At 60.2% G+C, this 25,283-nt stretch carries 17 protein-coding genes and 4 pseudogenes; 10 read left to right on the plus strand and 11 right to left on the minus strand.

All coding sequences use genetic code 11. The features are described from left to right. The first annotated feature begins 547 nt into the window (after window positions 1-547). Window positions 548-2,647 carry a hypothetical protein gene (locus ACVJGD_RS39850; RefSeq protein WP_456639266.1) on the plus strand — a complete coding sequence of 700 codons (2,100 nt, stop codon included), beginning with the start codon at window positions 548-550 and terminating at the stop codon, window positions 2,645-2,647. Window positions 2,648-3,118: 471 nt separating this feature from the next. After that, window positions 3,119-3,436: pseudogene (locus ACVJGD_RS39855) on the plus strand (hypothetical protein); the annotation flags it as partial. Window positions 3,437-3,759: 323 nt separating this feature from the next. Here the strand turns inward: ACVJGD_RS39855 and ACVJGD_RS39860 are convergent. The 3 genes from ACVJGD_RS39860 to ACVJGD_RS39870 all read right to left on the minus strand — a co-directional run bounded on the left by ACVJGD_RS39860 (window position 3,760) and on the right by ACVJGD_RS39870 (window position 4,865). After that, entirely contained in the window at window positions 3,760-4,086 is a 327-nt protein-coding gene (locus ACVJGD_RS39860; RefSeq protein WP_456640610.1) for a hypothetical protein, read from the minus strand. Between the two features lie 257 nt (window positions 4,087-4,343). Then, window positions 4,344-4,571 carry a hypothetical protein gene (locus tag ACVJGD_RS39865; protein WP_456639267.1) on the minus strand — a complete coding sequence of 76 codons (228 nt, stop codon included), beginning with the start codon at window positions 4,569-4,571 and terminating at the stop codon, window positions 4,344-4,346. Between the two features lie 39 nt (window positions 4,572-4,610). Next, the gene (locus ACVJGD_RS39870; protein ID WP_456639268.1) at window positions 4,611-4,865 is read right to left on the minus strand and encodes a DUF6361 family protein; all 255 of its coding nucleotides are present in this window, start codon (window positions 4,863-4,865) and stop codon (window positions 4,611-4,613) included. A gap of 156 nt (window positions 4,866-5,021) precedes the next feature. Between ACVJGD_RS39870 and ACVJGD_RS39875 the strand changes: the two genes are divergently transcribed. The 3 genes and pseudogenes from ACVJGD_RS39875 to ACVJGD_RS39885 all read left to right on the plus strand — a co-directional run. Next, window positions 5,022-5,924 carry a type IV toxin-antitoxin system AbiEi family antitoxin domain-containing protein gene (locus ACVJGD_RS39875; protein WP_456639269.1) on the plus strand — a complete coding sequence of 301 codons (903 nt, stop codon included), beginning with the start codon at window positions 5,022-5,024 and terminating at the stop codon, window positions 5,922-5,924. Next, window positions 5,921-6,793, plus strand: a complete 873-nt coding sequence (locus ACVJGD_RS39880) for a nucleotidyl transferase AbiEii/AbiGii toxin family protein (protein WP_456639270.1) — start codon at window positions 5,921-5,923, stop codon at window positions 6,791-6,793. The genes ACVJGD_RS39875 and ACVJGD_RS39880 overlap by 4 nt, the downstream gene beginning before the upstream one ends. A 404-nt stretch (window positions 6,794-7,197) precedes the next feature. Next, window positions 7,198-7,305 (plus strand): annotated as a pseudogene (locus tag ACVJGD_RS39885) (DNA primase); the annotation flags it as partial. A gap of 89 nt (window positions 7,306-7,394) precedes the next feature. On the opposite strand, the gene ACVJGD_RS39890 reads toward ACVJGD_RS39885, so the two are convergent. The 4 genes from ACVJGD_RS39890 to ACVJGD_RS39905 form a co-directional block, all read right to left on the minus strand. Next, a complete protein-coding gene (locus tag ACVJGD_RS39890) occupies window positions 7,395-8,351 on the minus strand; it encodes a Fic family protein (protein ID WP_456639271.1) in 957 nt (318 codons plus the stop codon). Window positions 8,352-8,612: 261 nt separating this feature from the next. After that, a complete protein-coding gene (locus ACVJGD_RS39895) occupies window positions 8,613-8,936 on the minus strand; it encodes a nucleotidyl transferase AbiEii/AbiGii toxin family protein (protein WP_456640533.1) in 324 nt (107 codons plus the stop codon). Window positions 8,937-9,073: 137 nt separating this feature from the next. Then, a complete protein-coding gene (locus tag ACVJGD_RS39900) occupies window positions 9,074-9,421 on the minus strand; it encodes a nucleotidyl transferase AbiEii/AbiGii toxin family protein (RefSeq protein ID WP_456639272.1) in 348 nt (115 codons plus the stop codon). After that, window positions 9,414-10,004, minus strand: a complete 591-nt coding sequence (locus ACVJGD_RS39905; RefSeq protein WP_456640534.1) for a DUF6088 family protein — start codon at window positions 10,002-10,004, stop codon at window positions 9,414-9,416. The genes ACVJGD_RS39900 and ACVJGD_RS39905 overlap by 8 nt, the downstream gene beginning before the upstream one ends. A 193-nt stretch (window positions 10,005-10,197) precedes the next feature. Here ACVJGD_RS39905 and ACVJGD_RS39910 point away from each other — a divergent pair, with 193 nt between their 5' ends. Together ACVJGD_RS39910 and ACVJGD_RS39915 are read left to right on the plus strand one after the other, a co-directional pair. Continuing rightward, window positions 10,198-12,207: a S8 family serine peptidase gene (locus ACVJGD_RS39910; protein ID WP_456639273.1), complete on the plus strand. Its 2,010-nt coding sequence runs from the start codon at window positions 10,198-10,200 to the stop codon at window positions 12,205-12,207. Then, window positions 12,204-13,553 (plus strand): MBL fold metallo-hydrolase, encoded by a 1,350-nt coding sequence (locus tag ACVJGD_RS39915; RefSeq protein ID WP_456639274.1) that lies wholly within the window; start codon window positions 12,204-12,206, stop codon window positions 13,551-13,553. The genes ACVJGD_RS39910 and ACVJGD_RS39915 overlap by 4 nt, the downstream gene beginning before the upstream one ends. Window positions 13,554-14,325: 772 nt before the next feature. Here the strand turns inward: ACVJGD_RS39915 and ACVJGD_RS39920 are convergent. The 3 genes and pseudogenes from ACVJGD_RS39920 to ACVJGD_RS39930 all read right to left on the minus strand — a co-directional run bounded on the left by ACVJGD_RS39920 (window position 14,326) and on the right by ACVJGD_RS39930 (window position 18,340). Continuing rightward, window positions 14,326-16,463 (minus strand): annotated as a pseudogene (locus ACVJGD_RS39920) (prolyl oligopeptidase family serine peptidase). A 689-nt stretch (window positions 16,464-17,152) separates the two neighbouring features. Further along, the gene (locus tag ACVJGD_RS39925) at window positions 17,153-17,707 is read right to left on the minus strand and encodes an HPF/RaiA family ribosome-associated protein (RefSeq protein ID WP_456639275.1); all 555 of its coding nucleotides are present in this window, start codon (window positions 17,705-17,707) and stop codon (window positions 17,153-17,155) included. Window positions 17,708-17,788: 81 nt separating this feature from the next. Beyond that, window positions 17,789-18,340: a sulfite exporter TauE/SafE family protein gene (locus ACVJGD_RS39930; RefSeq protein WP_456639276.1), complete on the minus strand. Its 552-nt coding sequence runs from the start codon at window positions 18,338-18,340 to the stop codon at window positions 17,789-17,791. Window positions 18,341-18,922: 582 nt separating this feature from the next. On the opposite strand from ACVJGD_RS39930, the pseudogene ACVJGD_RS39935 reads away from it, so the two are divergent. The 3 genes and pseudogenes from ACVJGD_RS39935 to ACVJGD_RS39945 all read left to right on the plus strand — a co-directional run. Beyond that, window positions 18,923-20,305, plus strand: a pseudogene (locus tag ACVJGD_RS39935) (alpha,alpha-trehalose-phosphate synthase (UDP-forming)); the annotation flags it as partial. 2,082 nt (window positions 20,306-22,387) lie between these two features. Further along, the gene (locus ACVJGD_RS39940) at window positions 22,388-23,275 is read left to right on the plus strand and encodes a hypothetical protein (RefSeq protein ID WP_456639277.1); all 888 of its coding nucleotides are present in this window, start codon (window positions 22,388-22,390) and stop codon (window positions 23,273-23,275) included. Next, window positions 23,272-23,826 (plus strand): hypothetical protein, encoded by a 555-nt coding sequence (locus tag ACVJGD_RS39945; protein ID WP_456639278.1) that lies wholly within the window; start codon window positions 23,272-23,274, stop codon window positions 23,824-23,826. Before ACVJGD_RS39940 ends, ACVJGD_RS39945 begins: the two co-directional genes overlap by 4 nt. Here ACVJGD_RS39945 and ACVJGD_RS39950 read toward each other — a convergent pair. Next, window positions 23,819-24,803, minus strand: a protein-coding gene (locus tag ACVJGD_RS39950; protein WP_456640512.1) for an IS630 family transposase whose coding sequence is annotated in 2 segments (ribosomal slippage) — window positions 23,819-24,410 and window positions 24,409-24,803 — 987 coding nt in all. Because the reading frame shifts where the segments join, the coding sequence is not laid out codon by codon here. The two genes, ACVJGD_RS39945 and ACVJGD_RS39950, sit on opposite strands and share 8 nt — an antisense overlap. Between the last annotated feature and the right edge of the window lie 480 nt (window positions 24,804-25,283).

The following is a 25,283-nucleotide window of genomic DNA, read 5'->3' on the forward strand; positions in this document are numbered from 1 at the left end:
GCATGGTCGATCATCCGAATGCTGGTGCCACATGAAGCGGCAAGAGTGCGGGCCTGTAGGCTCGCGATTATTGCTCGATGCTACAGTAACTGCGGTCCACCTACGCGAAGTTGCGTGGCTTCGAGGCGGAACGAGCAACCATCAAACTGATCGCGACGGTAATGGTCAAAGAGCACGGGCGCGTTTGTGAGCGGTCTGGCGTTTGAAATAGGCCAAGTCCAATCCGTTCGGAGCTTGTCTGCATTTCTGATCGGCCGAGCCGCCCCGTCGGGTGCACGCAACGGTAGCCCGACGGGTAGAAGTGAAAAGACCGCCGTGGTTTACGTGGGAACAGTGGTCTTCTACAGCAACACCACCGATGGAGGCGATGGGCGCGAATTCCTCAAGTTCATGGGCACGGGGAACCAGCTGAACTAGGTGATGCTTTCCGACGGAGACGGAGACGCGGATCAGCCCGAACGTGAGCGAGATGTCTCTGGCACGTGATTGCGAGGATGCGTAGAGTCCGCGTGGTGTTTCGAAAATCCTAGGTCGGAGGGACAGCTCGTTGTTGCCGCTTGCCATTATACGCGCGTGGCTCGGCGCCATCGGCGCGATGCTGCGATTTTTGGGAAGAAGAGCGCATACAACCCTGTATGGGGCACGCACCACCCTTGCATTCATCGCCGTTATCCTGCTGACGTTTCTTGCCGCGCCGCAAGCTGAAGAGCTGGCAATGGCCCGCGCCGAAGCTCCGCTGGCGCAGATGCGGATGTTGGTTGCCTTAATCTGGTTTTCGGCGACGATCTGGCACTGTTCCGACACGATGTTCAGGTCTAGGCGCATTCTGCTGGCGGGCCGCGTCGCCGCGTTCCGTCGCTCGGTGATGCCGGCACTGCTCGCGATCAGCTTTGCCGCGGTAATGGCAGCCTCCGAAGTTCGGGCGATGCACATCGCGGCTGCAATGCCGCTCCATCCAATTCGGCCGTATCCGCTTCTCGAATTGCAATCTCTTGGCGTGCTGATCCTTCCGGCGGCTCTTCGCTCCGTCGAAATGTACGCCCGCCGCGATCTTTGGTGCGCAGGGCTTGCACTCGTCCGCACCTTGCGAAGCCGGCTGCTGTTTGGCGCCGTGGGTCTCGCCTTGTTCGTATGGGCTTTCTTTACGCCGGTCGGCTTCGCGTGGACCGTGGGGCCCGAAGCAACATTGCTGTTGGCTGCGTCATGCTGGCTGACTGCGGTCACCTACGCCCAACTTTATTGGCGACGTGCGTGGGCTGCGATTCCGTTGTGTTTGATGGGGGTGGGGATGATAACGAGTCTTTGGATGGACTCCCACTCGATCCGATGTACCGACTGCAGCGAGAAGTCGTTTCCCGAAATCCGCACGACACCGTCGGAGGGCTCCAAGGAAGACGATCGCAAAGTGAGCCTTCGCGGGCCGGCACCCCTTACGAACAAGCTCTATGCCTACGAATTCCTGCACGAAGTCGACGAGCGACGACCCATCTTCCTGGTATCAGCCGCAGGAGGCGGTCTGAGGGCCGCATATTGGACGGCAACGATACTGGGCGACATCCAGGATCGGTTTCCCGCGTTCGATCGGCACACGTTCATGATCAGCGGCGTGTCCGGCGGCTCTCTCGGGGCTGGTGTGTATCGGGCCCTGCTTCAGCACGCGCGACTTGGCAAGCCGGTCATGTGCCGAGACCACGCGGGAGGGACCATTGTGGGCTATCGACTATGCGCTCAGGCCATCCTGGATCACGACTTTACGGGCCCGGTGCTTGCAGCGCTTCTCTTCCGCGACCTTCTGCCCCTGCCATGGGTACCAGACCGCTCGGCCGTTCTTGAGGCCGCCTGGGAGGCCGCGTGGCAAAACACTATGCTCGATCCCGGAGAAGGACTCTCCCGGCGATTTGATTGGATCGACGCGATGTCCCGCTTTCCTGTGCTTGTTCTAAACGGAGTTTCTGCTCTGACCGGGCAGCGGGTACTTGCCGCCGGCCTAACCCAGAACGAGCAACTGCTCAACGTCGCGAAAGTCCGGCCACTGCCTCTCTCGGCCGCAATCGGGATCAGCGCGCGTTTTCCTTACATCGAGCCGGCTGGCTCCGTATACGACAGAGCCGGCCGCTTCTACGACTCAGTTGTGGACGGAGGATACGTGGAAAACTTCGGATCGAATTCTGCCCTGGAGGTGCTTCGCGAGATCGGCAATCTCATTCAGGACGACCGTGAACCCCATCCCGTCGGCACTCGAAAATTCATCCGGACCGCCGTTTTCGTGCAGGTCAGCAGTGATCCCACTTTGGACGATGGATCGAATCTTCTGTTCAGCAACGGCCTCACTTCGATCTCCGTGTTGCCGATCGGCCCGGCACGGGCGGCGGACACGGTGCCTAATCTGGAGCAGATCTGGCTGCCATTCTTCGCGCTCCTACGTGGCCAGTCGACGCAGAGCACTTTCACGGCGAGCCTGGTGTCCACCTACGTGGCCTCAATCAACGGAGTGTTCAGTCACTTCCGCCTTGCCGACCGCTACGCTCATGCGCCGGTCCTCGGGTGGACGCTGTCGAAGCGATCGCAGGCACAAATCGACGGCGAACGTATACAGATGGGAGGCCGGATCATTGTGCATCTCGAGCGGCTCCTTTCCGGTCCCTGACCGCCATCCCGTCCGCTGGCCGAGTGGCATAGCCGGCTGATGTGGGGAAAAGCGGTAGCGCCCCCGACTCGACTCCCAATCGATCCACTCGTGCAGCGAGGCGCACCTGTCGGCACAAGGCCAGCACCGAGCGCTGCGCCAATCTTGCCCGATACGTTTGTAAGTCGCAGTTGGGCGAATGATCTTCCGGCGGGCGGGGGATAGGGTCTGTAGGACCAACCCGTCAGCAGGCAGCGCCATGTCATCAAGTCCAGGGCCATTTATTGCGGCACTCGGTGTTCTGGTCTGTGGTCGGACGGAATCCTCCGACAATTGAAGGATTGATCGACGCGGTATCCCGGTGCAGCGGCGCTGACGCGTGAGATCGGTGACCGGGTGCCGCGATGACCGATGCGGACAAACGACATCATCGACAAAGGCCGAGGCGCTAAATCCCGCCACCGCGATATTTCAGGCGAAAACATGATGCCGATGGAAGGGCGGGCTCCGAGCGTGTCTGACCGGACCGACCCTTCGTGCTCTCGGCGCGTGCCGCGGCAGAACAAACTGGTGATTGTAGCGGTGCCCCAACGCTATAGTCGGTGCGTGGGGGACAAAAGTGTCGAATTTCGGTTGGGCCTATCTATCGCGGAGCGTGCTGCGGCGTGCCGAGCACCAATTATCCGGTGCCGGGGAGGGCGTCCGCTACGAAATCGGCTTCCTGACTATTCATCAACGTTACGCCGATTATTTTTTCCTGGCACGTCGGTGTTGCACACCCGCGTCCGATATGCGCTTTTCGTGCCCTGGATTTACCAGACCCTCTACGAGGAAGCATCGCCGGGACGCGTCGCCGAGAGCCTACAGAGGGCCGAAGTCAGGCTTGCGGGCCGTCTGAAGCCGGCCAATTCCTGGGGGGTGATCGGGGGCTTGAACTTTCGCGCCCGACCAGCCAGCCGCCATCGGTCAGCTATTGGGCCACACTCGGCGCATGGGGGATTCTTCGAAAGCTGGATGGACGGCTACCTTCGCGTGCGTACGTGCATGCGGTTCTGCAATCGAAGCACCGAAGAGCCTTGGACGATGATGGTCAGGCGCTTCACCGCGCGGAACTTCCGTTTTCAACCCTGCCATCACGGCCGCCCGATCTGGCTAGCGCTGATCCAATGCCTTTTGATCTGTTGCCGCGTGAAGCTGAGTTCTTGCATCGGCAGTTCATCGACCTTCGTCCGGCGCGTGCGCCCGGGCACGTAAGCGTGCTCGCAAAGCTCGCCGCTGGCCGACCGGTCCATGCCGACATCTGCTATGCGCCGGGCATCCGCGAGATCGCCAAGGAGGACGGCGCGATCTTGCGCCGCGCGGGACATGCCGCGTCGCTGGCCGCTGTCGGTCGGGCCGTCTATGCAGCCCTCGTTGAAACCTTGCGTGAGGAGGATGATCAGGCGACGTCGCGCGTTCACCGCGACTATTCTTCGACAACATTGATCAAGTGGTCGCGATGTCGGCTTGAAGTCTCCCGCTTGTTGTCGGCCTCGACCATATGTTCGAGAAGCGCGTCGTAGACGGCGCGGCCCACACCGGCGAGACTTGCGGCCTGTCGCGCCCGAACAAGCGGTGCTTGGTCAGAGCCGGCGATCGCACGAGTCTCGTCGGCCCACATAGCAGGTGGTGCCGCAACCTCGGTCCGGACCAGCCGTGGAGCGGCTGTCCATCGTCATCAATCGCCGCGCCCGCGCTCTTCAGCAACCGATGTGCTTCCGCCCGCGAAATTGTTCGTCCGTCCGGACGTGGACGCAATATTCCCCAGACCGCCATCGCATCCCAATACACGGTTGATGGCGGCTGGCTTGATGGTTTGGAAGACACGGCCGCCAATCACCTGGCTTTCGCCTGCATCCTTGAGGCGGCCAGCGAGCTCCCGTTCGCGTTCGCGCAAAGCACGCACGGCCGCCGGCCCCGTCAGTCCCGCCAGATCCTCGAACAGTCAGGGCACGAAGACGGCATAGCGGGCGCGGGTATGCAGCACCGATGTGCCGGGAAAAAAGCGATCGGCATAACGCTGATGGATCGTCAGGAAGCCGATCTCATCGCGCACGCCCATGGATTCTTCGTCCATCCGCGCCTTGGCGCGGGCGAGCGCCTCTCGTGACAGATAGGTCCATCCTAAAGCGGGCTCGATCGGCGAGCCGCTTCTCGTGCGGGATGATCTTGTGGGTTGGCGCATGCCGCTCAGCCCCATAAAGAGGACAAGGGCGCCCCGGCCAGCTTATCGCCGAAGGGCACAAGGTTAGCGCTGTCATAGATCGCGACGCCGAAGGCAAATCGGTGCGTGAAGGGATCGGCAGTCATAGGCGGGTCCTAGTTTCGTTGAATTATATTGAAAAATGGACGTTTTTTGGCGAAATTTGCATATGCCGCTGGTTTTTTTCCAGATTCATATTCAAAAATGGACATTTCAAGGCTATTTTTGAATATGATGATGCAAGCCGGTTCCAGTCTCCCGAACTTCGTCACGTCCCTCCAATCGGAGGGTCGCATTACGTTCACGCGCGCCGAAGCCATCGCGGCCCTCGGCATCACGGAGGCTGCCTTCCTCAAAGCCGCCGCGCGACTCCAGAAACGCCACATGCTGTTCAACCCCCGGCACGGTTTCTACGTGGCCGTCCCGCCGCAATTCATGAGCTGGGAGGCACCACCACCCCCTTGGTACATCGACGCGCTGATGCGGCATGAGGAGCGTCCCTACTATGTCGGCCTGCTCAAGGCGGCTGAGCTGCACGGCGCCACCCATCATGCCGTCATGGAATTCCAAGTCGTGACTGACAAGCAACTCCGCAAGATCCGGGCGGGGCGCTCTTGGGTTACGTTCTATTTCCGCAAAGACCTGGAGAGCGTCCGCCAGGGTATCGTTGATCGAAAGACGGATACGGGCAGCATGAAGATTTCAGGGCCAGAACTAACGGCGCTTGACCTCTTCCGTTACATGCATGTGGCGGGCGGCATCGATGCCGTGGCGACCGTCATGACGGATCTGGCGGAAAGCATTGAGGGTCAAAAGCTAGCGGAAATGTCGGCGCATTTCGAGCGCGCTTGCGGCCAGCGGGTCGGCTATCTACTTGATCGGCTCGGTCATGCCGAGCGCGCCAATGCGCTTCGCGACCGGCTCTTTGAAAAAGAGGCAATGCCGTGGGTCACGCTCGAACCGGAGCATCGAAAGGATAAGGCGCAACGCACGCCTGTCGAGCGCAACGAGCGTTGGCGCGTGATTGTGCAGCGTTATCCGGAGATCGATGAATGATCCCCGCTCAGAACATCATCGCATGGTCAAAGCATGCGCCGTGGGCTGAGCGGCGGCAAGTCGAGCACGACCTCATCATCGCACGGGCGCTCGTCGAGCTGTTCAACGACCCATTCCTGCGCAAGGAGCTTCGCTTCCGTGGCGGAACGGCGCTCAACAAATTGCACTTCCCAAAGCCTCTGCGTTATTCGGAGGATATCGACCTTGTGCGGACCACGGCGGGCGCAATCGGCCCGATCCTCGACCGTGTCCGTGATACCCTTACGCCTTGGCTCGGCAATCCGCGCTTCGATCAAAGCGAAGTAGCACCCAAGTTTCGCTTCAGGACCGAGGCCGAAGACGGATCAGGCCTCATCCGCCTGAAGGTAGAGATCAACACGCGCGAGCGTGAGGCTTATGACCCGGCCATCACGTTTCCTTTCAAGGTCGATAACCCGTGGTTCTCCGGCGCGACGGAGATTCCGACGTTTTCCAACGAAGAACTCCTCTCGACCAAGCTGCGCGCGCTGCTTCAGCGCAACAAGGGGCGCGACCTCATTGATCTTTCACATTCGCTCGACATCTTCGAGACGCTCAATACGAAGCGGCTCATCGAGCTGTTCGGGAAGTATTTGGATCTATCCGGTCAGGCGATTTCGCGCGCACAAGCCGAACAGCGCATGTTCGAGAAACTGGAGCGGCCCGATTTCCTCGCCGACGTCAAACCCTTGCTCACGGCGGAAGAGGTGGCGCGCTTCACCGACGAGACGGGCAGGGAAGAGTTCGCAGCCGTGTTCCGCGACATTATTCAGGTGATCCCAGGCGAACCTTGGGCGAATACGGCCGATAAAATCGAGCAACACGAGCTTGCCGATCTGCTCGCGTCGTAAAAGTGCGGTTCATTGCCGGAGCAGAGCTGAGATCTTCGCCCGCAGAGCGGTGCCGCGCCGCAGAACCTCAGCGCCCCCTGGGACCGCAAGCGCTGAGTCGCCTGAGACAAGGCCAAGCTGGACATTATAGCGGTTCCATTGCTGGCCGCCGGGATGGAGGAGGCCGCCGAGAGTGCGAGCCCCATCGAGGCGCCCGATAGCCGCAAGATGTTCGAGCGCGCGCAACGCATTCGGTTCGAAGGGCACAAGCCAAGCCTTGGGCAGCATGGCAAGTTCGACCGCAAGGTTCTCTTCGATCATACGCCGCATGAAGGGGGGCCGCAATGCGGCTGTCTCCGGCGTAGTTGCCGGATTTCTTCAGCACTGGATAGCGCAAGGCCGATGTATAGTGCGCCCGGTGTGCAGCGCTGGGCGACCTGCTCGGTCACTCCGTTCGATTTGGTGTCGGGGGCGAAGTTATGGCGGCCGGCGAGGGCATCGAGACGATGCTGTCGCTCCGTTGGGTGTTGCCGCGGGAGCTGATAGAGGCGCTGAGGCCTCCTCAGTAGTGGGCGGTTACTTGGCGAGAGCTAGCGCCGAATGAATTCCTGCAATTCATCATTCACTTCGTGCCGGCCGTGCCGATGTACAGGCGTGGAAACCATCGATCGACGACCGTAAGCGGGAAGCCAAGCCGTACGGGCGCCCGCGATGTTGACGAGACCAGGAAGCCTTTTTCAATGAGTGTGTTGAGCACCGTTCTGGCCTGGCGTTCTTGATAGCCAGTAAGCTCGGGAGCTTTGCCACGGATAAATTCGCCCGCGAGGAGGGCTTCGCGAAGCAGCGCCCAGCTGCCTTTCGGCAAACGATCGGCACGGACTTCTTCCTCGCACCAGATTTCCATGCGCCGCTGAAGCTCGGTGGGTTCGAACAGGGATTCCATGAAGATCACCTGGTCAACACAGCTAGAAAGGAAAAACGTGCAGAAATCGACCAGGCCTGCTTGGGTCAGGTTGCCGCGACCGGCGAGGTCGCCGCGGCGCGGTTCATCGGCCGCTTGCAAGACTGCCTTGTATTTGTCGACAGCGCGGGCGAGACCGCGCGAGACTGACCAGAGGCTTGAGCCGATGCCGAGTTCTTTCAGGAATGCATGTGAAAAGAGGCGCCCGACGCGGCCATTGCCGTCAGCGAATGGGTGAATCCACAGCAGGCGGTGATGTGAAGCTGCCACACCAATGATGCGCTGGATCTTGGGAAGCCTCTCATTGCCGTAGGCCGTAGCGAAGCGCTCGAGAAACGGAGCGAGATCTCCTGGGGCAGGGGGGATGCGCTCGGCGCTGTAGTCGCCAGCCAGAGCCCTATCAATATCGATCGGATGGGTATCGTGGCCCTCAATGAGGTTGCTGTAATAGCAGTTCATCGAACGGACGAGATCGCCCATGCCCTGCTGAATGAGGGGATGGAGGCGGCCCGCCAGTGCGTTGCTCTTGGCGACGAGATCAGTGGCGAGGTCGGAAAGGGCTTTGTTTTCGTCTGGCAGCAGGGGTTCCATCGTGGTGGGAGAGGTCGTTTTTGCCACTTTCTTTGCCGGTTATTGTGTATAGAAATCAGTATATTAAATAAGATTAAGATCTCGAAATTGCCGGCTCCTTTTGCCGGTTTTCGTGCCGGTTGGCAACGGAGGATCGCATTAGGGTCGACAGCATCTTTGGCTTGCCAGCGAGCATGGGTAGTGGGTCAGTTTGAAAAATGACCCCGAAAAAATTCGCGGCTTGTCGTCGAAAATCATTGGAGCCACGATAGTCGCTGCGCAGATCCTTTAGCCGCGCGTCTGATGGAATTAGCTGCAACGTCCCCGGCCCGAGCGGCGTCGTAACTCGCCAACCTGATCGAAGAACACGGCCTTGTGCCTGGCGACCTGCCCGAGGAGCTCGAAATCGGTGGCAGCCGCCTTCCCCTCGGCGGTGTCGAGCAACATCGCGATGTCGTAATAATGCCGCGAGAAGTATTGCGGCGTCGGCGACTCCTTAGGCCGGTGCGCCTCGCAGACAGTACGGTGACGATGCAGTCGGGGTTCGAAGAAATCGGGATAATCATCCGCTGCGTAGGGACGGATAGCTTTCTCTTCGGTCGGCCATGGACCGCCGCGCGCACCGAACTCCAGCTTTACCGGGGAGTGTAGGCCATGCCTTCATACTCCTTCTGGGAGAGCGCGATCGGATAGTGAAAGTTCACGGTTTGCGGATCGCTCTCTCGGGATCTCCGCGCGTAGAGCGGGCATCAACTTCTCGGATATGCCTTTCAACGTCCCGAACAAGATCGTCGATCAGCTTGCCTGCCTGCCTGCTTCTTGCTGATCCCTTCCTTTTCGGGGTCGCGATCACCGGTATAACCGAGATCGGCACGGTCGAATGAGAGGTCGATGTCTTCGGAGAAGCGGCGGATCGCGTCGAAGGCCTTGGACAAGGATGTGCTACCCTTGACGATCAGGGTGGGCGCATCCTCGTTCTGTAGCTCGAAGAGGCGCTTCAAGGTCCAGCAGACCCAGAAGTCCTTTTCAATGATCGTGTTGCCGACGCCTCGCGTTGCGCCCGTCTCGCCGAACAGAGCCGAACGCTCGGAGCCGTCGAGAAGGGCAACCTTATCCATCGGCCGTACTCGACATCTCGGCGATGGAGACGAGCGTCGGCCGCATCCATGCGGGCGCTTGGACGGCGCTTGTCGCTAGCAGTCTCTTATCGCTTGCCGAAAGTCGGCGCGCGGCGACACGAGCAACATCGCTCGCCCGCATGGATCCGAGATGCCGTAGAGCCTGGACGACCATGCCGGCGGGCCTACCTGGGGCAATGAGGTGCTTGGGCGAGGCGTGGCGCAGGTCGACGACCCGCTTGCCAAGCACGACACGGCGGGACGGACCGTCGGTCAGATAGGTGGTCTTGGCCGGGACCTGGTTGGTCAGGCCGAGAGCGTTCGCCGCACGGGCGCCGGTGATCTGCACCTGCGAGCCGGTCTGCCGGGCGAGCGCCTGTGCGACATCGTCGGGAGCGGGCGAAAGCGGTCCGAGCTTGGGATGCACCTTGGGAAAGTCGTACAGGCCGCGCGCCAAGCGACGCAGTTTGCCGGCCTTAGCCAGGCGGGACAGTGCCTGGTCGACGGCCGCGCGACCGGCCACATCCAGAAAGTCGCTGGGCGTAAAGACGCCGCCGCGTCCACTGGCGCGTGCGCGCTTCATGATCTTGTCCGGAACTGATGCGATCGGTTTCATGTGTCAGAAAATAATCATCTGACATTCAAGCTCTTACATGGCCCTCCTCTCGCCTGCCCCGCGGCTATCTACCCCTCCGGCAAAGAGACGCACCCGGTTCCAGACGGTAGAAACTGCAACAGTTTCGTGTCATGGTTGCCATAAGGGGAGATTCACAACCATGGCTGACGGGTACGAATCGCTTGCGCGACGGCGCATGCATCCGAAGCTTCGGGTCTTGGCCAACAGCGACGCGCGGGTTAACGCCGCCAAAGCCGAGGTGCAGGGCTGCCTCAAGGTGACTTCCGCCCTCGCCGCACAAGCCCCGCGGCTCGGCACCGCCGTTGCTCCTGGGGAGATTTCCAAACGTAAAACCACGGTCAAAGATCTGAATACCGCCGACCGGCGTGAAAATGTCGAGGTGAATGTTTTCGTCCGGTCGACCGAGCCGGTGAGGCTCGGACCGCATGATCGCGCTCAAGGCCGGCTCGCCGCGATGCGGCTCGGGCTTGAAGAGATCGAGAACCTCGCCGGCGATGCCAATATCGTCATCATCGAGCCGGCCGAGACTTTGAAACCGCCGCGGCCGCTCAAAGGCAGCGCAACGACTAGCAGCCCGACGCTCCGCGTGGTCGGCAACGAACGCAAGAAGCATGGCGACGGCGCCGGCGTCATCATAGGCATCATCGACGTCGAAGGATTCGACTGGGCCCATCCCGATTTCCTGGATCAGGCTGGCAAATCGAGATTCGTCAGCATCTGGGATCAGGGCGCGAAAGGCGGCACGCCACCGAAGGGCTTCAGTTATGGCCGCGTCATTACTTCACCCGACATGGCTCAGGCGATTACCGAGGCCAAGCAGGTGCATGTGTCGCCGCATGATCTCGAGCCGCAGTCGCAGATGGTCGTGGGCTCGCACGGCACGCATGTGGCCAGCATTGCGGCGGGCGCCAGTGGGGTTTGCAGCAAGGCCGACATCGCCGCAGTCCTAGTCTCGCTTCCGGACGAAGACCTCGAGCGCAGAACCTCATTCTACGATTCGACGCGGCTGCTCGACGCCGTCATCTACCTGCTTGATCTCGCTGCCGGCCGACCGATCTCGATCAACATTAGCCTCGGAACCAACGGGCATGCGCATGACGGCTCTAGCGCACTCGATCGGTGGCTCGATGTCCTGCTCGCCGAACCCGGCCGATCGATCTGCATTGCGGCCGGCAATGCGGGTCAGGAGCGACCCGAAGCGCCGGACGACCTCGGATACATGCTGGGCCGCATTCACGCTGGCTCGTGCATCGCGGCTCAGGGACTCGATCACGACCTTGAATGGGAAGTGGTCGGAGACCGTATCAAGGATGCTTCCGAAAACGAGATGGAGGTTTGGTACGAACCGCAGGACCGCTTCGCAATCAGCATCCGTCCGCCGGACGGGCAATGGATCGGACCAATCGCGCCGGGCGAATTTCTGGAGAACTTCCAGCTCGGCGACCGCACCATGCTCAGCGTCTACAACGAGCTGCATCATCCCGCGAACGGCGCCAACTATATCGCGGTCTACTTGACACCTTTCATGGGCGACGTCGTGGTCGGCGTGAAGGCAGGAACCTGGCTGGTGAAGCTCCACGGTTTTGTAGTCCGCGACGGCCGCTTCCACGCTTGGATCGAACGCGACGATCCGGCCGATATCGGCGACGGCGCACACTACTGGCCTTCGTTCTTCTCGGCGCGATCGAACGTCGATGCCTCCTCAGTGAGCGCGCTCGCTTGCGGCCAGCGCGTCGTCTCGGTGGCGAATCTCGATGAGGCGCGGCGCAGCGCACATATCACATCGAGCCAGGGACCGACCCGCGACGGCCGGCCCAAGCCCGACATCGCGGCACCCGGCACCGACATTGTCGCCGCGAACGGGTTCGGCGATCCGGCCGAGCCATGGCTGCCCATGACCGGCACCAGCATGGCGAGCCCGTACGTGGCGGGCGTGATCGGATTGATGCTCGCGGTGGAGAAGACCCTCACGGCGGCGCAGATCCTCGGCATTCTGAAAGCGACCGCGCAACCGATGCCGGGTGGCACGTTCGAATGGGTGAACGATTGCGGCTTCGGGGTAGTCATGCCGGAGGCCTGCCTCAAGGAGGCGGGACACGTCACAGCCCGGTTCGACGCCAAGGATCGTTTCAAGGGACGCGTGTCATGAAGATCACGTTGCTCCCCTCGGAGAAGGGCGATTGCTTGCTGATCGAATCCGGCGACGTCGCCATCCTCGCAGATGGCGGCATGCCAGGCTCCTACGTGGCCGAGGTACGGCCTTTCCTCGGACGCTTCGCTGCGGCGGGTGGTGAGCTCGATCTCGTGTATGTCTCGCATGTCGATCAGGATCACATCGCCGGTGTCCTGCAGCTCCTCGAAGACATGGTCCAGTGGCGCGTCCACAAGCACAAGGTCGCGAACAATCGACCTTCGACCAAGCCCAAGTTCGATGAGCCGCCGGCCGTCAAGCGCATCTGGCACAATTCCTTCAAGGCGCTGGTTCCGCAGAATGCCGGCGAAATCGGCACCATGCTGGCGGCGCGGGCCAACACTCTGTCGAGTTCAGGCAATCCCGCCGCGATCAAGCTCGCGGCCGCCTACAGCAACATCGCCAACTCCATCCCGGAGGCGATCAAGGTCTCGCGGCGCATCGCGGCCGATCAACTCGACATCCCCTTGAACGGCGAGTTCAACCACCTCCTTGCCATGGTGCGCGGCAATAACGCCATCAAGCTCAAGCACGGAAGCAAGCTGTCGATCCGCGTCATCGGGCCATTCGAGAAGGATTTGGAGATACTCCGGGACTATTGGAATGCATGGCTCAAGGACGTAAAGAACGCCAATGCGATCAGAAGCCTGAAGGAGTGGCTGGAAACCAACCGGGCGGGTCTTCCCGCCGGGACGCTCGGCCTCTCGATCGACGACGAGATTGGCCGGCGCTCGAAGGTCACGGAGCCGAACCTCGCATCGCTCATGTTGCTGCTGGAGGAATCGAAATCCGGCGGCGGCGTCGCGCGCGCCATCATGACTGGCGACGGCCACCACGAGGACGTCCTGGCCGGGCTGGAGCATCACGGCCTCCTGGCGGACGGCCAGGGACTTCATGTGGACCTGCTCAAGATCCAGCATCACGGCTCGGAGCACAACCTGGACCGGGATTTCGTCAAGCGTATCACCGCCGATCACTACGTTTTCTGTGCCAATGGGGAACACGAGAATCCCGACCTGCGGATCATCGAGGTGCTTTTGAAGTCCCGCCTCGGAGAGGACGACGAGCTCTCGCCCAATCCCGAGGCCGGCCAGTCCTTTACGGTGTGGCTCAACTGTTCGAGCCAATATCTCAAGAAGCAGATCGAAGCCAAGGAGGAGGCCGGCAAGTCGACCAAGAAGCTGGAGAAATCGCTCGAGCATTTCCTGCTTGTCGAGGAGGCGCTGGCGGAAGCGAAGACCGGGAGCGGCGGCAAGCTCAAGGTGAAAACGCTGAAGGCCAATCCGCTCGTGCTGGAGATCTGATCGGGGATCGCGCGCAGCTGCCGGCGTTGGACCACCCTTCACCATCGGACCGACGGGTACGCCGGCAACAGAGAAGAGCCGATGGAATTTCAGCTCGGTGTTTCTCGCTGCCACGGCCGCGATGCCCGCCTGCCGGTCAGGCGCGCGGTCGACGCCACGGCTGGTGAAAGTCGGGTCACTGGAGCTTGTCCTGATCGCGCCAGGGATAGAGCATGATGGGAGCGATTAAGCTTGGCGTTTTGTCAGCTCTGCGCCGTTCTTCCTTTCGGTGCATGCCGAGCGAGAGATAGATCAGGGCCGCGCGCGAGCCGGTAGAGGTGGATCGTCTTGGCCTGAAGATCGTCGCGAGCGATGGAATAGGCAAGACGATCCGCAAACATATCCGAGATCGGGCCGCCGCCGGATCGAGGCAGCAGCATTTCGTGGACCCTTGAGATAGCTGTGCTCCAGCTTGTTCCGGATAACCGCAATTGCTTAAGACCTTCTTGCTGAATCAGAATCGGGCGGAGAGCGGCAGAGCGCGCGCTCTTGCACCCAACTGACCTTGCCTTGTGGCCCACCGTGACGAGGGCAACCATAAGGGCTTAAATTGGACAGAATGCTTTCTGCCATCCATATCGGCGCGCGGCAAAGCTTTCCGGGGCCTACGGAGTCCACCGCGCGCCAAAAATACTGGTTTATGCGCGCAGGCAGTCTCGAATAGGCCGTGGGCGAGTTGTCGATGTCGGGAAATCGTGCAGCTGCCGGCCCTCGCCGAAATACCATCCAACAACTACGCTGGTTTGTACGAGGTCGTAGGCGCCTGGCTCGCCAAAGTTTCCTCATCTCGCCAGCCGATCTTGCTCTTCAGGAAGCGGAAACCCAGCACTTGAAAACCGGCGCGCTCCTTGTTGTTCTTGCCATAACCGTGGCCGCCAGCGGCGAGTTCGTAGAGATAGGCTTCATAGCCCATCGCCTGCAGCTTCGCCACCATCTTGCGGGCATGGCCGGGGTGAACGCGATCGTCGCGCCGCGTGGTGGCGATCAGGATCGGCGGATAGGGCTGTCCTGGTTTTGCAGCATGATAGGCCGAATAAGTCTTCAGCCACCTCCATTCCGCTGCGCTGTCGGGGTCGCCATATTCAGCGATCCAGCTCGCTCCCGCGAGGAGCTTGGTGTAGCGGCGCATGTCGATCAGCGGGATCGTGCAGAACAGCGCGCCGAAGCGTTCAGGATATCGCGTCAGCATGTTGGTGATGAGAATGCCGCCGTTCGATCCGCTCTCGGCGGCGATGCGCTTTGGCCGCGTTACGCCGCGGCGGACGAGGTCGGCGGCGACCGCTGCGAAATCATCGTGCGACAATCTCTTGCCGGCGAAGCGGCCGGCATCGTGCCAACGCGTGCCGAACTCGCCGCCGCCGCGCGCAAATTCGCCTGCACAGTGGTGCCGCCGCGCTCCAGCCACAGCTTGCCGAGCGCTGAATTGTAGTACGGCTTCAGCGAGATCCCAAAACCGCCGTAGCCGCTCAGATGGACCGGCGCATGGCCTGTCTCGTCGGCCGGACCAGTCTGTACATAGGGAATGCGCTCGCCATCGATCGAGATGGCCTCGTGCCGCGTGACCACGAGACCATCCGCCGTAAACGTCTTCGGCGCTCGTTTTAGCACGGCCGGACTGGCGACGCCGCGCTCAATCAGCATCAGGGAAGGCGGCGTGAGCGGATCCTGGACGTTGGCGAGCAAGTCGCCATTGCTCTCGGACGGATCGCAATCGAGAGACCAGACGTCCAAGACGCCAATATCGGGAAGTCCGCGCAACTGCTCGCGGGTCCAGCCGTTAGCGTGTGGCGTGAAGATCTCGAAGACGGGTCGCAGCTCGTCGAGAATGGAAAGCACAAGCTTGCCCGCACTCCAAAAGAACCCCTGCAGCGCGCGGCGTGGGCCTGGCTCGAAGAGGACCTCGAACTGACGGTTGCCTCCAAGGAAAGCCGCCAACGAGATGACGAGTATCGTATCCGCCGCATAGGCCTGCCCTGCTACAGACCACGCTTCGCGCGGCTTCATGGCAAGCCAGTCGCGATGAGGCTGCATCCAGACGCTGGTCGGCAGATCTAATTTCGTCCTGGCGCCCGATTCATCGCCGAGCCAGCCGGCCGAATTGAAGGCGTCCACCTGATCGACGAACCACATCCTCGATGGTGCGGCGGTGTGGTCGACATTGCAGCCGACTCCCACATGATCGGCTGTGGTCTCAAATATCACTGGCGCTTGGTCCGCCGGCGTGCCGCGCCGCCACAGCCTCACCGTGCGTGCATAACCGGAGATCGTCGCCATGCCGGCTCCATACGAGCTCGACAGCACCAGCGTATCGGGATCGACCCAATCGACGCTGCTCTTGGCTTCCGGCAGGACGAAGCCATTGCCGACGAAGTTGTTCGTGTCGGTATCGAACTCACGCAACGTGACGGCGTCGCTGCCGCCGCGCGACAAGCCCAAAATCGTCCGCGAATGATTCCCAGGCAGCGAGGTCGTCGCGTTCAGAAGCCAATCTTCGCCTTCGCTGAGGGCGAGCTGATCGATGTCGAGCAGGATTTCCCATGTCGGCCTCGGCGCGAGAAACTCATCCAGAGTGGTTCGCCGCCACAGGCCACGTGGATTGTTGTCGTCCTTCCAGAGATTGTAGAGATAGCTGCCGCGCCGGCTGACATGGGGAATATTGTCCGGCCGGTCGTAGATCGCGGTCAGCGCGTCGCGATCCCGTCCAGTTGCCGCTCCGCCGAACACCTGCAGCGTTCTGCTATTCTGCCGCTCGACAAAGTTTAGCGCCTTTATGCCTTCGATCTGTTCCAACCATAGATAGGGATCATCGTCTGGATCGGTGAGCGTGGGCTTTCCAACCCCCGACTTCGTCGGCGCGCTTGCTTTGACCACGTTTCACTCCCAACCTCGGCAGCGACGCGCACTTTCGATGTGGCATCAAAGCGGCACTGCGAACGTTTGCTCCCCAAGAATGTAAGCTAACACGGCGACCTTTGAGAGCTACTAGGGTCTGTAGGTAAGCTTCCGAGGGTGTCCGAGGGAGGCCACCTTGGTGTACGACTGCATGATTACCGGCGGTGTGGATACCGTATCGACTGTCAATGATGTGAAGGCTTTATTCGCTATCTACCAGCGGTAGCTGATTTGACCGCCGACCGTGCCACCGGTCGCATTGTAGCACCCCATGAAAAGGGGCGGTGCGACGACAATGCCGCCTGCGTTGACCGGGTCCCAGCACTAATGCGCGGAGCTGCCGGCGCTATTGATGCCGACGTAGAAGCCGGTCCAATCCTAGAGCGGAATGACCATCGGGGCGCTTTGGCGTTAAGCCGTGCGGCCAGATCAGCAATAGAGGCAGGAGCGGCCAGCGCGGTGGGGCCATCGTGCCCGGCAGGACTTTTGCATACGTCTTGACCCAGTTTCGAATCAACTTCGTCGACCACGAGACCCCATGCGTCCATTTTCTCCATCAATTACTTAGGTTCGTAGTTGACTGGATCGCAAGCGTCGCCTCACAGTCCGGTCGATAGACAAAAATGTATGTCGGATCGGTGGCGGATGCCGTGAGCCGCGGGGCGAGCTTACTTGCCCAGAACTTTGACGGCGAGGGCCTGCAGACCGTCTTCACCGAGCTCCTCGACATAGCTGACACGCGAGCCGACAGTGATATTCGCGCGACCTTCCACAACACTGATAAAACTGAAGTAGATCTCCTGGCCGTTAGCGCTCTCGAGGAAGCCGAACTCGGCACCTGGATCGATCCACACCACGGTCCCAACCGGCTCTCCTTCAGAGAACCTTGTCTGGCCGCTAACCATCGGGTGCTCTTTGGACTGCAGCTGGCTCCGCGCTAGGTTGAACGTATTGTCCACGGCATAGGTGAGATCAGCGTAACGCTCATCCTGCTTAAGCGTCCGTCCGACATTGACCTCGCGCCCATTGGAAAGCACGAGCCGGATGCTCACCTGATACTGACCACCCGGCTCGTGACGACCAAGCGGCCTTCGCATGGTGATGCGCCCCGCCGTCACTCGACCATACAGTTTTTCCAGCTCGAAGATGTGCTGCTCGATGGCGGCTTGCAGGTCTGGGGGCGGCGTCAGATCTTCGAATTCGATTTGAGCCGTGGTTTGCATAGTGTTGCTACTCCGATCTGACCACGCTGGCGCCTGCCAAGCTCCATGAAAATGTCTTTTGACCATCAGCGACGTGAAACTTCAAACGAGAACCAATTGGATGCCGGCAGCGACCAGAATCGCCGAGAGGATTAATCTGGCGGCTGTTTGGCCAACCATTTCAGGGCCGATGGTCATTCCTGCGACGGTGCCCCCCAAAGTGTGGCGATTGCGTAAAGCCTGAAATACAAAGACGAAAATGGCGAGTGCAAGGAACTCCGACCAACCACGACGATGGCGTTCGCCAGGATAAAACGGGCCCACAGTGCGGCGGTCTGCTTCGGTGACGCCCAATTCAGTGCGATGAGCGTCGGGGCCAGGAACACTCCACCGGGTCAGTTTAGAAATAAGGCCGACGATCGCTCCAACACTCACGGCTCCCCAGAGCAGAGTTTCGCGATTCCGATCGACGGCGTGGCCGCGCCGCGAGATCATCGCGACGCCTGCTAGAAGTACGACCCCGGTCAGCGTCTTGTAAATGCGTTCTCCGAGCGCGATAAGGCCACCGGCGAGCGCCGTTGGCATCGATGAAAGCAGAAGCGCACGCAAAATTGTCCAATCGAAGATTTTGTTGCGTTGCGGATGAAGACCCATGTCGAATAACTCGCGACCACAATGTTAGGCGCAAGCACCGTCGGGCGCATTTCTGTCGGTGAAAGAGCGGCGAAAGCCATAATCGGCGATGCCCTCGTCGCGATGATAACGACGAGTTTGCGCATCCAGGCATCGGCGTGGCCTGATCTATATTGCATTCAAGTTCCTTGACGGTTGATTGACCACGATTGCCATGCATCCGTCATCCTCATCAACTGCTAAGCTTGGTAGCTGATTGAGCCGCAAGGCCTTGTAGGGGATTGCGGCTATCGCCGAAAAGTACAAGCCGTTCTGTCTGCGGAAAAACCGGTGCTTCATTGGCCTTGGGAAAGCTGGCCTCGCGAGACGAAGCTGTTGGTGCACCGGACGCCGGAATGACCACATTTGTGTTGTAGGTCAGCGAGGGCCTGCGTGGCACGCCCGTTATTCGAGGCGGGTCGCTGTGTTTGGTAACAGCCGACGGAGGGCGCGTGAAATTGTCCCAGTCCGGTCGGGTTTCAGGCCGCAAATCTTCGGCGATCAACCCTCGCAAATTGATCGAACGCCCGGGTAAACGGCAGATCAGACGGGAAAGGATGACTTGTGAATCTCGTCGTCGTGTCGAACCGTGTTGCCGGCAGCGACGTCAATCAACCCAAGACAGGCGGGCTTGAGGCGGCGCTGGTTCCGCTGGTGCAACAATCCGGAGCAATTTGGGTAGGGCCCTCGCGCCCGTTGCAGGCTGATCCGCCTGTCCTGGCGCTCCGCAAAGGCAAGCTCGTGAGGGTGGATCTGCCTGACTATGGCCGACATTACATTCGCTGACAGACCGGATCTCCTTCTCGGAAGGCGATTATAACAGCTACCGCAAAATCAACGCCCTCATGGCGGATGCGCTGCTCGAGTACATGGACCGGGACGCGTTCTGGGTGCATGATTATCATTTCCTCACGCTCGGTGCTGAGCTGCGTGATCGGGACGTCGACCGGCCGATCGGTTTCTTCCTGCACACGCCATGGCCGGCGCCCAACGTGCAGCTGCTGCCGCATCATCGCGAACTGACCGAATTGATGCTTGCGTATGATTTGGTGGCGTTCAGACGGACGAGGACCGGCAGAATTTCCTTGCCTGTGTCCGTGTTGATCTCGGCTCATACCCAGCGAAGACGGTGTTGTGATCTCACGCAGTGGTGGTGTGACGAGATGCCAAGTGTTTCCGATCGGCATAGATACAGACAAATTTGCACAATATGCTGCAGACGCGGGTTCGAATGCCGATGTCTCGTCGCCATTGGAAGGTCTCGATCATGAGAAGCTTGCCGTCGGCGTCGACCGGCTCGACTACACCCAAGAATCTTGACAATCGCGTTCGGGCTTTCGATCACCTTTTGAAAGAAGACCCGCGCCGCCTCTCGCTTTTGCAGATCGCCCCACCTCACCATCCAGCATCAAGAGCTACAGAGATTATCGGAACCATGTCGCGACTCTCGTCGACGACGTCAACGCTCGCCACGGCGCGGACGGCTGGAAGCCGTTCCGCTACGAGACGAAGCCTGTCAGCCAGGCCGTACTCGCGGGTCTCTACCGGGCCGCACGTGTTGGCGTGGTGACGCCGTTGCGTGATGGGATGAATCTCGTGGCGAAAGAATATGTCGCCGCGCAAGAGCGCAGCGATCCCGGCGTCATGGTTTTGTCGAAATTTGCCGGCGCGGCCAAGGAGCTCGACGCGGCGCTGCTCGTCGATCCCAACGATACCGATGACATAGCAGACAAGAATTCGACGGCAATTTCGATGTCGCAGCCCGACCGCATCTCGCGCTGGCAAAAGATGATGGCGAAGCTTCGAGCGTATCCCATCCAGAAATGGTCGGCGCACTTCATTGACGAGTTGGAGAAAATTCGGACTGAGAAACTCGCGGGACAGAGCCCGCGAGATGTGGGGGAGCCCAGCAGTGCGAAACGAAAGGTCGAGGGGAAATTAGCCGGCGGGGCAAGCCATTTGGACCTGCCGCGGCAGTTGTCGCGTTCCGCGTTCGATCTGCAGGCTAGGAGATTATTAGACGATGATTTCACGCACATCGTAGGCTCGGGCTGGAACCACGGCCCCCAACCGGCCCCGGATGTTCTGCTCGGCGAGCCGAATAGAGTGGACGCCTTCCCGAGGCCGTTCCGGCCGACGACAAATTTTTACATCCACGGTCATCCCTACATGGCGCTGTTGGCTGCAGGGATAAGGGAGGTGACCCCTAACAATCCGTTGGGCGTCAACGTTATTCTCATACCTCGACTCAAGGGTGGCTGAACAGCGGGTCTGGAGTGTAAGCCGTCGCTAAAGCTTTCACTTATCCATAACGCTGAGCACTCTGACTGGTCCGCTGATAGGCAAAATCTTGCCGAAAGAATAACTTGTGGTTCATGCCCAAGATCTGCACAGTTGTCGCCTACGATATCCTGCGCTCCTACCACAGTCGGATCAAGGACGCGCTCCCGGATCCGGCCGGAGCTAATGGAGATCAACTCTTGTCGCAGTACAGGAACGGGACACAGGGCAAAGAGAGTGCCGCACTGCCGCACCACGAAGCTAAATAGCTCCGAGCACCGCAACTTGCGGTGAGCGCACAGGACACTCACCGTTCAGCTGTCGTCGCCGTTAGCATCCCTTCCAGTTAAGACCCGACGGCGTCCTCAGTGTCGAGCCAATTGTCGGGCCGAGGCTCGTCAGCTTCTCGAAAGCTAGCGCCGCTACTATGAGATCTCTGGACAATTGACCAACGCAAGGCTCTTGGCTCGGCCGCAGTGAAAATTGCAAGGGGTATATGTCAGATTTCAAGGGCTGTTGTCTTCGAGGTCGGCGATCAGCTTCTCAAGCTGAACCCAGCGGCCGGTACGCCAGATCCGAGCTTAGCTCGGAGGTTGCGAAACCTCTATCTTCTCCAGCGAGAGTAGTGTGTGGATCAGAACAATTCAATCGACCGATGCAACCTGGCAGGCGTTCCAAATGCGGCGTTGACCAGCCAGATGGGGAAGCGTCGCGGCCGAGCGAGATCCTGACCCAGGAACCGAACCCATCCGCCCGTGATGATCTGTCCGGGCTCCGGGCACTGCACAGACACTTGTGCGCATTCCTAAGGACAGCACAGCGGTTTGATTACAGCGAACACATTGTCGGCTGCATCGGAGATCGACTTTGATGAACATTAGCGGACGTGGGCGGTCGGACGCTTCCGAATCTGGAGCTGACGGTACTGAGGGCGCGGACGGGGTTCGCGCTGAACTAGATGGTGCCCCCGGACAAGGAGGCCAATCGTTCAGCTCTGTCTTGCAGCGGATCCGCTTTGATCCTCAACAGTCAGGCGTACCAAATCGGGAAGCAAGCTCCTCGCGTTCTGGCGAAGAACATTGGCGAGGTGATCGAGCATCCGGAAGTTCTCAAACAGGTGCGCCCCGCCCCCGTAGGGAATCCCTGCTGCCTGAATCAGGAAGGCAGCGTATCGAAGATAGCCTTCATGAGCAGTCTCATAGATATTATCGTGACGCGCTAGATCGAGGGGCAAGCTCCTCACGTTCGCGCGGTGAGTCCTGGCGTACCGATCAAGCACAAGGGAGCTCGCATCTGGACGCGCCCCCACGACATGGGCAATTCGTACCCGATCGCAGGGTTGGACCAGGAAGGCCGCGTGGCGGCGAAGTCGCTGCTGTGAGCGTGAAGGAGCAGCCTTATAGATCTGATCGTGATGCCCCAAATCGGGGAACGCCCTCGGTGCGGTTTGGCGGCGAGCATTTGCGGGGCGATCGAGCAGCAGGGGCCTCGCAGACGGGCGCGTTCTTGCGAGGTAGCCAATCCAGATCCACCCTGGGTGGCGGGCTCGGAAAGCGGCGCCTCGACGAGGTGGCTGGCTATAGCGTGCACGGTGCAACCTCGGAACGACAGAGGCACGCAGAGCTTGACGAGCCAAGATTTCGTAAGGCGGTAGAAACGATTGACCGCGCTCGTCGGGCCCACGACCTCTATAGATTCTCAACCGCTGTGGTGGACCATACAAAACAGGGGCATCCCAAGCAGCTGAAGATGCCGGAACTGGCAACCTTCCTGCAAAAGGCTGCGACCCATTTCAAAGATGAGTTCGTGCCACGCTGGGAGGACGATGTCCGCCGCGGGAAGTCATGGGGGTACGCGACGACATGCAACGCCGTGAGCCAGCCGGCTGGAGGTCAAGCAGGTCTGCAAGCCTGCGAGGCCGTGGCAGGACAGGTGTCGCGGCTTGATAACCGGCTGATGAAGAAAGTCGAGCCGAAAGCGCTTTCGCTCTTCGCATTGTCATTCGGTCGTCACCCAGATTCGACGACCTGCCGCGATGCAACGATGAGAATCGCCAGATTTTGTCGCGACGAAAGCTGGGTACTTCAGGAGCTGAACAGTCAAAATCTGTCATTGGTGGTAAATGGGTTCAGCAAGTGGCCGAAAGAAGTGGACTGTCGCGACGGCATAATCGCGGCTGCTAGAGAAGTCGGCGGCCGCGACCGGCTCTCTGACTTTACTCCGCAAAGCCTGGCGAACCTGGTGAACGGCTTCAGCAAGTGGCCGGGAGAGACGACCTGTGGCCAGGCCACAGTCGCGATAGCCAATGAGATCCTAGGCCCCGCCCACCGTGCCGACCGCCTCTCTGGTTTTAATAACCAGGGCTTGGCGAACCTGGCGAACGCTTTCAGCAAGTGGCCGGGAGAGACGACCTGTGGCCAAGCCACAGTCGCGATAGCCAATGAGATCCTGGGCCCGCCCACCGTGCCGACCGCCTCTCAAGTTTTACTAACCAGGGGTTGGCGAACCTCGCGAACGCTTTCAGCAAGTGGTCGGACGAGGCAGCCTGTAGCCAAGCCACCGCCGCAATCGCCCATCAGGTCCGCGATAACGAACGGCTCTCTACTTTTAATCCGCAGGAGCTGGCGAACCTGGTGAACGGCTTCAGCAAGTGGCCGGACAATACGACCTGTGGCCGAGCCACAGTCGCGATGGCCAATCAGATCCTTGGCCCCGATCGACGTGCCGACCGGCTCTCAACCTTTAATTACCAGGAACTGGCGAACCTAGTGAACGGCTTCAGCAAGTGGCCGGGCGCGACGAGCTGTGGCCAAGTCACCGCCGCCATTGCCAGTGAGATCCTTCGCCGCCGCGCCAATCCCAAGGACCGATTCTCTGGTTTTTCGCCGCAGGAGTTGGCGAATCTGGCGAACGGCTTCAGCAAGTGGCCGGACAATCCGACCTGTGGCCGAGCCACAGTCGCGATCGCCGATGAAGTCGACGGGAGCGATCGGCTCTCTCAGTTTACTCCGCAGCAGTTGGCGAACCTGGTGAACGCTTTCAGCAAATGGCCGGGCGCGACGACCTGTGGCCCAGCCACCGCCACCATTGCCAGTGAAATTCTTCGCCGCCGCGCCGATCTTAAGGACCGATTCTTTGGTTTTACGCCGCAGGAGCTGGCGAACCTAAAGCGGATTCCTGTCATTTAGAAGCATAGCCTGCGTGAGCGAAATAGTTGGTGCATTCGCGTGGGCTTAGTTGTGGGATGAACGAACGGATCGCGCGCGTGAGATGCGGAACTGTTCGTGCCGCGACCTTACGCAAGTATGCCTTAAATTTGCTGTAGGGCAGCTCGATCGGATTAAGATCAGGCGAGTATTTCGGGAGATACCGCACGCTCGCCTTTGCCTTCTCAATCGCGTGCCTAACGGCAGGCGCCATGTGAACTCGGCAGTTGTCCATCACGACGATGTCGTTGCGCCGAAGGGTTGGAACCAAGCACTGCTCAACATAGGCGAGGAACATTTCTCCGGTCATAGCTCCCTCGATCACCATCGGGGCAGTCATTTTATTGTGGCGCAAGGCCGCCACGAAAGTGATGGTCTCCCATGACCCCAGCGGAACGGCGCCGATCACCCTGACACCCCTTGGCGCACGCCCCCGGAGCCGCGCCAGATTTGTGCTGACCGCAGTCTCGTCGATAAAAACGAGCCGGGCGGGATCAAGAAAACCTTGCTCTCGTATCCAACGTCGGCGAGCTCGCGCAACGTCCTCTCGCTGCCGTTCAGTAGCCTGCAGGCTTTTTTTTAAAGGTGATGTTGTGACGGTCGAGAAAGCGCCAGAGCGCGCTGCGGCTGGTTCGAATTCTCCGCTTGCGCAGCTCTGCAAGCGTCTCCACCAGGGTCAGGTCTGGATGCTCAGCAACCACAGCCAAAATCTCGGTTGCGAACTCTTCGAGCGGCGAAACGCTTCCGCCGCGCGGCTTCGCAGCGGCGCTGTTATCGTCCCGCCAGCGCTGCACCCACTTGACCGCCGATGCTACACTCACCTCGAAGCGTTCGGCCGCCTCGCGCCGCGACGCGCCCGCAGCCACGGCCTCGATAACGCGTTCCCGCAGGTCACAAGAATAGGCCTTCGGCACCGCCCGCCCCCGCCGGCAAGGAGAATCAATGCACACAGTCTCCATCATCGCTAACCGTTTGGGAATCCCCCAGATTCAAATCGGGCGAAAACCGCTATAGTGAACGGCTTCAGCAAGTGGCCGGACAATCCGACTTGTGGCCGAGCCACAGTCGCGATCGCGGATGAAGTCGGCGGGAGCGGTCGGCTCTCTCAGTTTGCCCCGCAGCACCTGTCGAATCTAGTGAGTGGCTTCAACAAGTGGCCGGACAATCCGACCTTTGGCAAAGCCACGGTCGCGATCGCCAATGAGATCCTTGGCCCCGATCGACGTGCCGATCGGCTCTCAAACTTTAGTAACCAGGACCTGGCACGACTGATGACCGCCTTCAGCAAGTTGCCGGACGATCCGACTTGTGGCCAAGTCACAATCGCAATCGCCGGTAAGATCTGCGACAACGACCGGCTCTCCGGTTTTAATGAGCAGGACTTGGCGAACCTGGTGAACGGCTTCAGCAAGTGGCCGGGAGAGACGACCTGTGGCCAA

It is taken from the genome of Bradyrhizobium sp. USDA 10063, from assembly GCF_054063735.1.